This window comes from Enterobacter sp. 50793107 (assembly GCF_001463365.1).
In the GTDB taxonomy this organism is placed as follows: domain Bacteria; phylum Pseudomonadota; class Gammaproteobacteria; order Enterobacterales; family Enterobacteriaceae; genus Enterobacter; species Enterobacter cloacae.
On record NZ_LNII01000058.1, the window covers coordinates 1 to 5,884 of the forward strand.

The window sequence follows — 5,884 nt, forward strand, 5'->3', positions numbered from 1 at the left end:
GCTTTATTGTAGGTGGGCCAGTTGGTGATTTTGAACTTTTGCTTTGCCACGGAACGGTCTGCGTTGTCGGGAAGATACGTGATCTGATCCTTCAACTCAGCAAAAGTTCGATTTATTCAACAAAGCCGCGGTAAGGATAAAACCCTGGTTATGAAACAGAGTTTGTATCGACGTTTAGGTTTTGGTTGAATGAGTAACTCTAAGCAACCGGAATATGACATGGCCAAAGTACAAGGGCTCTTTGTTGGATACCGAAAATTTGCTGTTGATCGCGAGTGGCTTCGGCAGCAGGAAGAACAACGTTATCGGGATCGCCAGCGACAATTTGATGAATGGTCCAGAAAATGGGTCACTGTAACTAGGCTAAAAGAGACTCGTTTATGGACTGACGGAGCCATCAGGCGATGGCTGGGTGAACCTCAGCAACAGGGTAAATATAAAGTTTTCCCCGTTGAAGCGGTTTTGGCTGCTGAGAAGTTGAATGAGTTTCAGCTCTGGCTTAAACCCCGGCTGGAAAAGAAACGTGCCCAGCATCACCACTTTTTAATTCCATTTCTGTAAAGTAGAAACAACGACAGTTCCGGCTGCATTCAAGGCTTCGGCATCTGGTCAGAAGTAAAACGCCATTTTTCATTATAAGGGAGGTTAGATAGTGGAAGGTATTGAGACACTGAGTTTGCGGCTTGATGAGAACGAAACTATGGCCCTTGCTCAATTTGTTAAACGTCTGAGCTGGAGCGATCTACGTGGTTGTGCTGTGAGTGACGAAGAAGCCTGGGTAATGAAAAGCGCAGTTGATAAATTACAACAGGCGTTAAGGGAAGAAGGTTATGCGCCTCGATGATGCAGGCTTCGTGTTATTTTCCGATGACAAATTTTCTTAAGGACTAAGTATGAGCCAGCACTGGTATGAGGTGAAAAGCAATCAGGGAATTGTTCAGGTGATGTTAGGCTGGGATCCACCTTTGCAGTGGTTTCATATGTGCATTGATTATGACATTAATGCAGCAGAAGACCCACTCTATACTAATCTGGCTGAACCTGATCCCTACTACGTTACTCCGGAATATCTGCAATTTGTACTTGAACGCTTCGAAATAACGGATATTGTAATAAAGCCCGATACCTCTGGGCTTTACGAAGAATTATTAATGGATCAGCTTTTAGACCGATAGCTAAGCTGCCAGCAACAGACGTGCTGGCATAATCGTCACTTAACTGTAATGTCAGATACTTCAGGTACAAATGTCCGGACTCGTTTGAAACCTATCCAAAACTGTAAATATATTTTCGTTATAATATAACCTTAATTGAATTGCTTTCTAACAGTTCCCACTCTTCTTTTCTAAGTACATTTTTAATTATTGTTCCATTGGCAAGCGTCAGCTCATACTCCCTGTCACTATAAATAAGGTTTTTATTTTCGACTCGTCGAAAGCTGGTAATGGCAACCTTTCTTTATCCACCTAACGAATAATTATCTTTGATTTCTGCGAACATTTAAACTCCCGTATATTAACGTCTTAAAGACAACTGAACCTTCTCGGCCCTTTCTGCGCCCCGACTAATGATACTATCGTAGTTGTCGATTTCATCATCAGTTGGTGATTCTTCAGCTATCCATTTCAGGTACTTGATGCGGTCCATATGCTCCTCCCTGTACGATTTCCAGTGAACAAAGGCTCTACAGTATTAAGCTGCTGTAGAGCTCCTTTAACCATGCGAAAACTGTGCGTATTACAGGATGCCTAACCTTTTTGTTTCATCGATCCACGGTCTGAATTCTTCCAGTAAATTATCATATAACTTTTCATCGCTGATCGAACCGAAATCATCCATGGCAAAGAAGTGGGTGTTATCAACCCGGCGGTCAGTAAAGTCATCCAGATTTTTGAGGATACCGTAGCTTGAACCACCCAGGCCGACAAACTTCCAGAAGATGGGGTAGTTGGCAGAACGCCGGATTGCATCTTTAATCGCCCGGGTCTTGCTGATCCCGCCATCGGTAATAAATACAACATATACCGGGATTTTCGAGTCCTTAAAGTAGTCGACAATTTCTTCCATCACAGGGGGCTCATTGTTTGTCCCACCAAGTCCCGGCAGGTTCTCCCAGGCTGAACGCTTTCCAGACCCGCGAATGGACTGAATATATGTGTCCAGGTTGTCCAGTGTGACGTTTGGATACTTCTTGTGCTTCTCTCCAAATCCCCAGACATCCATTTCACCGTCGTCGTCGAACTGGGCGGCAAGAACGGCGATGCGGTCCAGCACAGACTGAACGTTGCCCTTACTGAACTGGCCACTCATTGAGCCGGATGCGTCAAGTACAAATGCAACCGCTGCCTCAAGGGTGTCCAGTTTATTTTTAGTGAGACTGACCGAGGCTTTTTTAGCGAGGCTTACGAGGCGCGGAGATCTGGTTTCAAGTTTCTTTTCCAGACTGATACGAGCAGGCTTTGCTGGCTGCGGAGCTGGCTGTGCGACATCAACGCCAAAGCTAATGGCCAGAGGCTCAAGACCACCGTTGAAACCCTGCCCGAGCGCACGAAGCTTCCAGGCGCCATTGTGCCGATATACTTCACCCAGGATGATTGCTTTCTCACTGCGGCCCTGAGTCTCAGCCTGAAAATCAGCGATACCAGGAGCCTGAATGCTCAATAAACTGAGCCCACTGATAGTATCTTCACCATCAATGACAACGGTGATCGCAATCTTACTGACGTTCGCCGGAACACGATCCAGTGCTATCTCAATGCTGGACTGCTGAGAACCGGTAACGAGCTTTACTGCCCCTTCAGGAGAAGACAGATTATTATAAAAGATAAAGTCAGAATCGCCGGTTACCTTTCCCTGAGCATTAAGCAGGAAGAGGCAGGTATCGGGTTCGCCTTTAAAGCCGGATTTGGCAGGGTACTGAAGATTCAGCCTGATCGCAGATTGCTGAAGCGGTATGTTTTGTCCGGATTGTAGATTCACATTAACTCTCCTGATTTTTGATTATTTTTAAAGCGCAGCGCTTATATATGTTCCCCAGGCTTAGTTCAGGACGCTGGATTTCTGGTGAGGCGTATATATGGTGTGACACCATATTTCATCACGCTGAAGTTTCTATACCTGTTGAACTGGAATTTTGATTGACCGGGTATCTTATGTTCCAGATCCCGTTCCTTCATAAACCGCAAAAGTAACATATATCAGAGGGGCATTCTGTTGATAAAAGGCACGGAATACCGGCTTTAACCAGCAACCAGAGATAAATCCGTTTCCTGCCTTTAAAAGGCTCAGGTCTGAATTAACATGACCTGCTTTCTGAAATTTCCAGTCCCCTTTCTACTACTCCCTCCTGAAAGCGGATCGCAACCAAAAAAAACCCCGGCATTGCCGGGGTATGATTCAGCGTTGTTTTAGATGTTAACGCCGTGCTGGGAGGCAAGAGCCGCCAGGCCACCGGCAAAGCCCTGACCGACAGCTTTAAACTTCCACTCAGCGCCATGACGATACAGTTCACCGAAGACCATAGCGGTTTCGGTTGAGGCATCTTCAGACAGATCGAAACGGGCAATTTCCGTGCCGTTGTCGTTGTTGTAAACGCGCATGAAGCTGTTGCTCACCATGCCGAAGTTTTGTTTACGCGCTTCTGCATCATAGATGGTAACGGCAAACACCAGTTTTTTGATATCTGCTGAGACTTTGGTCAGATCGATTTTGACCTGCTCATCGTCACCGTCGCCTTCACCGGTACGGTTGTCGCCCTGGTGCTCTACCGCGCCATCAGGGCTGGTTTTGTTATTGAAGAAAATGAAATGCGCATCTGACAGCACTTTACCGTCTTCGCCTACTGCGAACACGGAAGCGTCCAGGTCAAAAGCCTGACCGTCAGTTACACGGGCATCCCAGCCGAGGCCAACCATAGCGATATTCATGGTTGGTGCTTCTTTGGTCAGAGATACGTTGCCGCCTTTTACGAGAGAAACTGCCATTTTTAGCTCCTGCAAACAGTTGAATGAGGGCTGCATTAACAGCCCCGGGTGAAAAGTTACTTTTCGATCAGGACGCGTTAATGCCGTACTGAGCACATACAGATGCCAGACCACCAGCATAACCCTGGCCCACTGCGCGGAATTTCCACTCACCATTGTGGCGATACAGCTCGCCGAACAGCATGGCAGTCTCAGTGGACGCATCTTCGGTCAGATCGTAGCGAGCGACTTCAGTCTGGTTATCGTCATTGACCAGGCGAATAAACGCACCGGATACCTGACCAAAGCTCTGGCGACGAGCCTGAGCATCATGGATAGTGACAACGAAGATGATCTTGTCAACATCAGACGGGACGGCGTCCAGTTTAATTTTCAGCGATTCATCATCACCATCACCTTCACCGGTACGGTTATCACCGGTATGGGTTACGGAACCGTCAGATGACGTCAGGTTGTTATAGAAGATGAAATCTGAATCGCCGCGCACTTTGCCATTTGCGGCCAGCAGGAATGCTGAAGCATCCAGGTCAAAGTCCTGACCGTCTGTTGAACGCGCATCCCAGCCAAGGCCCACCAGGACGTTTTTCATTGACGGAGCTGCTTTACTCAGGGAGACGTTCCCGCCTTTGGAAAGAGAAACACTCATAAAATAACCTCTTCGATTAGTAATTGTTCAGGTTAACACTTCAGGGGATCAGCTCCCCTTTTCCTCAGATTCAGGTTTGCCCGGGAACATGACGCTTGCGAGAATGCCCAGCGCCAAAACACCCAGTACAACATACAGGCTGGTTGTCGCCGCGATGCTGTAACCATGATGCCAAATGTGATCGGTCGCATTCAGGCCCAGTTTTGCCGCGATGAAGAACAGCAGCACGATAACGGCCTTCTCCAGATGAACCAGGTACTGTTTCAGTGCTTCAAGGACAAAGTACAGAGTACGCAGGCCCAGGATAGCAAACATCATGGCACTATAGACGATAAGCGGTTCACGACTGACGGCAATGATTGCCGGTACCGAGTCAAACGCAAACATAACATCCGAGAGTTCAACCACGGCCACACACAGGAACAGAGGGGTCGCATACAGCGCCGCCTTTTTACCACGGCCAATGGTGACATCGCTGTTTTCTGGTTTCGCCAGTTCGGCATCCACTTCCTTCTGGTTAAGCAGGAAAGCATGACCTCTGAGCTTCGGCCAGATAGGGAAGAAGCGTTTAACCATGCGGTAAGCCAGATGCTGGGAATAATCCTCAATTTCATCATCGTCATCACCGCTTTTAAGCATCATGACCGCCGTCCAGGCGACGATGATAGCGAAGACAACTTCAACATACGGCCCCAGACTCAGCAGGCTCGTACCGATGGCGACAAAGATGCCCCTGAAGACGATGGCACCAATGATCCCCCAGTAGAGAACACGGTGGCGGTAACGATCAGGAACGGCGAACCAGGAGAAGATGGCCATCATGACAAACAGGTTGTCGACCGACAGCACTTTCTCCAGCGCATAACCCGTTACAAACAGGCTGGCAACCTCAGCACCGTGGTGGATGTAGAGGAAACCGGCAAATGCCATCGCAACCACAACCCAGAATACGGACCAGAGCGCCGCACTCTTCAGGGAAATGGGCTTGTCATCACGGTGCATAAACAGGTCAATAAAGATGGCACCGACTGAAAGCGCAATGAAAACAATGACCGTTTCAGTCGGGAAGCCGATGTGTGTGGAAACCATATTTTACCCTTAGGGATGTGGATCAGAGGCCAAATTCAGCCGGGTCGAAGCCCAACGCGATAGCGATCTCGCGGGAGGCCAGTTTCTCGTCCTGATCGAAGTTACCGTCACTTTTCGCAACGGCAATACCAACACGTAAGGCCAGCTGAGCGGCCTCAGGCTGATC

9 protein-coding genes are annotated in these 5,884 nt (G+C 48.1%); 3 read left to right on the plus strand and 6 right to left on the minus strand.

The features are described 5' to 3' along the window. Positions 1-219 precede the first annotated feature (219 nt). The 3 genes from APU11_RS07765 to APU11_RS07775 all read left to right on the plus strand — a co-directional run bounded on the left by APU11_RS07765 (position 220) and on the right by APU11_RS07775 (position 1,175). A complete protein-coding gene (locus APU11_RS07765; RefSeq protein WP_001151575.1) occupies positions 220-561 on the plus strand; it encodes a hypothetical protein in 342 nt (113 codons plus the stop codon). A 91-nt stretch (positions 562-652) separates the two neighbouring features. Continuing rightward, positions 653-844 (plus strand): hypothetical protein, encoded by a 192-nt coding sequence (locus tag APU11_RS07770; RefSeq protein ID WP_000398480.1) that lies wholly within the window; start codon positions 653-655, stop codon positions 842-844. A 49-nt stretch (positions 845-893) separates the two neighbouring features. After that, a complete protein-coding gene (locus APU11_RS07775; RefSeq protein WP_000077926.1) occupies positions 894-1,175 on the plus strand; it encodes a hypothetical protein in 282 nt (93 codons plus the stop codon). 340 nt (positions 1,176-1,515) lie between these two features. Here APU11_RS07775 and APU11_RS29125 read toward each other — a convergent pair whose 3' ends face one another. The 6 genes from APU11_RS29125 to APU11_RS07805 form a co-directional block, all read right to left on the minus strand. Continuing rightward, a complete protein-coding gene (locus tag APU11_RS29125) occupies positions 1,516-1,647 on the minus strand; it encodes a hypothetical protein (protein ID WP_000374059.1) in 132 nt (43 codons plus the stop codon). 90 nt (positions 1,648-1,737) lie between these two features. Then, positions 1,738-2,979 carry a VWA domain-containing protein gene (locus APU11_RS07785; RefSeq protein WP_001053338.1) on the minus strand — a complete coding sequence of 414 codons (1,242 nt, stop codon included), beginning with the start codon at positions 2,977-2,979 and terminating at the stop codon, positions 1,738-1,740. 428 nt (positions 2,980-3,407) lie between these two features. Continuing rightward, complete coding sequence (locus APU11_RS07790) at positions 3,408-3,983, minus strand: TerD family protein (RefSeq protein WP_000301242.1); 576 nt, start codon at positions 3,981-3,983, stop codon at positions 3,408-3,410. A 67-nt stretch (positions 3,984-4,050) separates the two neighbouring features. Next, the gene (gene terD / locus APU11_RS07795; RefSeq protein ID WP_000116677.1) at positions 4,051-4,629 is read right to left on the minus strand and encodes a tellurium resistance membrane protein TerD; all 579 of its coding nucleotides are present in this window, start codon (positions 4,627-4,629) and stop codon (positions 4,051-4,053) included. A gap of 48 nt (positions 4,630-4,677) precedes the next feature. After that, positions 4,678-5,718: a tellurium resistance membrane protein TerC gene (gene terC / locus APU11_RS07800; protein ID WP_000255079.1), complete on the minus strand. Its 1,041-nt coding sequence runs from the start codon at positions 5,716-5,718 to the stop codon at positions 4,678-4,680. A 22-nt stretch (positions 5,719-5,740) separates the two neighbouring features. Continuing rightward, a partial coding sequence (locus APU11_RS07805; protein WP_172802846.1) for a TerB family tellurite resistance protein occupies positions 5,741-5,884 on the minus strand: 144 nt, incomplete at its 5' end.

Excerpts from the sequence above, each read along its gene's own strand:
- APU11_RS07765 (WP_001151575.1), top strand. The coding sequence starts at position 220 with ATGGCCAAAGTACAAGGGCTCTTTGTTGGATACCGAAAATTTGCTGTT.
- APU11_RS07775 (WP_000077926.1), top strand. The coding sequence starts at position 894 with ATGAGCCAGCACTGGTATGAGGTGAAAAGCAATCAGGGAATTGTTCAG.
- APU11_RS29125 (WP_000374059.1), bottom strand. The coding sequence starts at position 1,647 with ATGGACCGCATCAAGTACCTGAAATGGATAGCTGAAGAATCACCAACT.
- APU11_RS07790 (WP_000301242.1), bottom strand. The coding sequence starts at position 3,983 with ATGGCAGTTTCTCTCGTAAAAGGCGGCAACGTATCTCTGACCAAAGAA.
- terD (WP_000116677.1), bottom strand. The coding sequence starts at position 4,629 with ATGAGTGTTTCTCTTTCCAAAGGCGGGAACGTCTCCCTGAGTAAAGCA.
- terC (WP_000255079.1), bottom strand. The coding sequence starts at position 5,718 with ATGGTTTCCACACACATCGGCTTCCCGACTGAAACGGTCATTGTTTTC.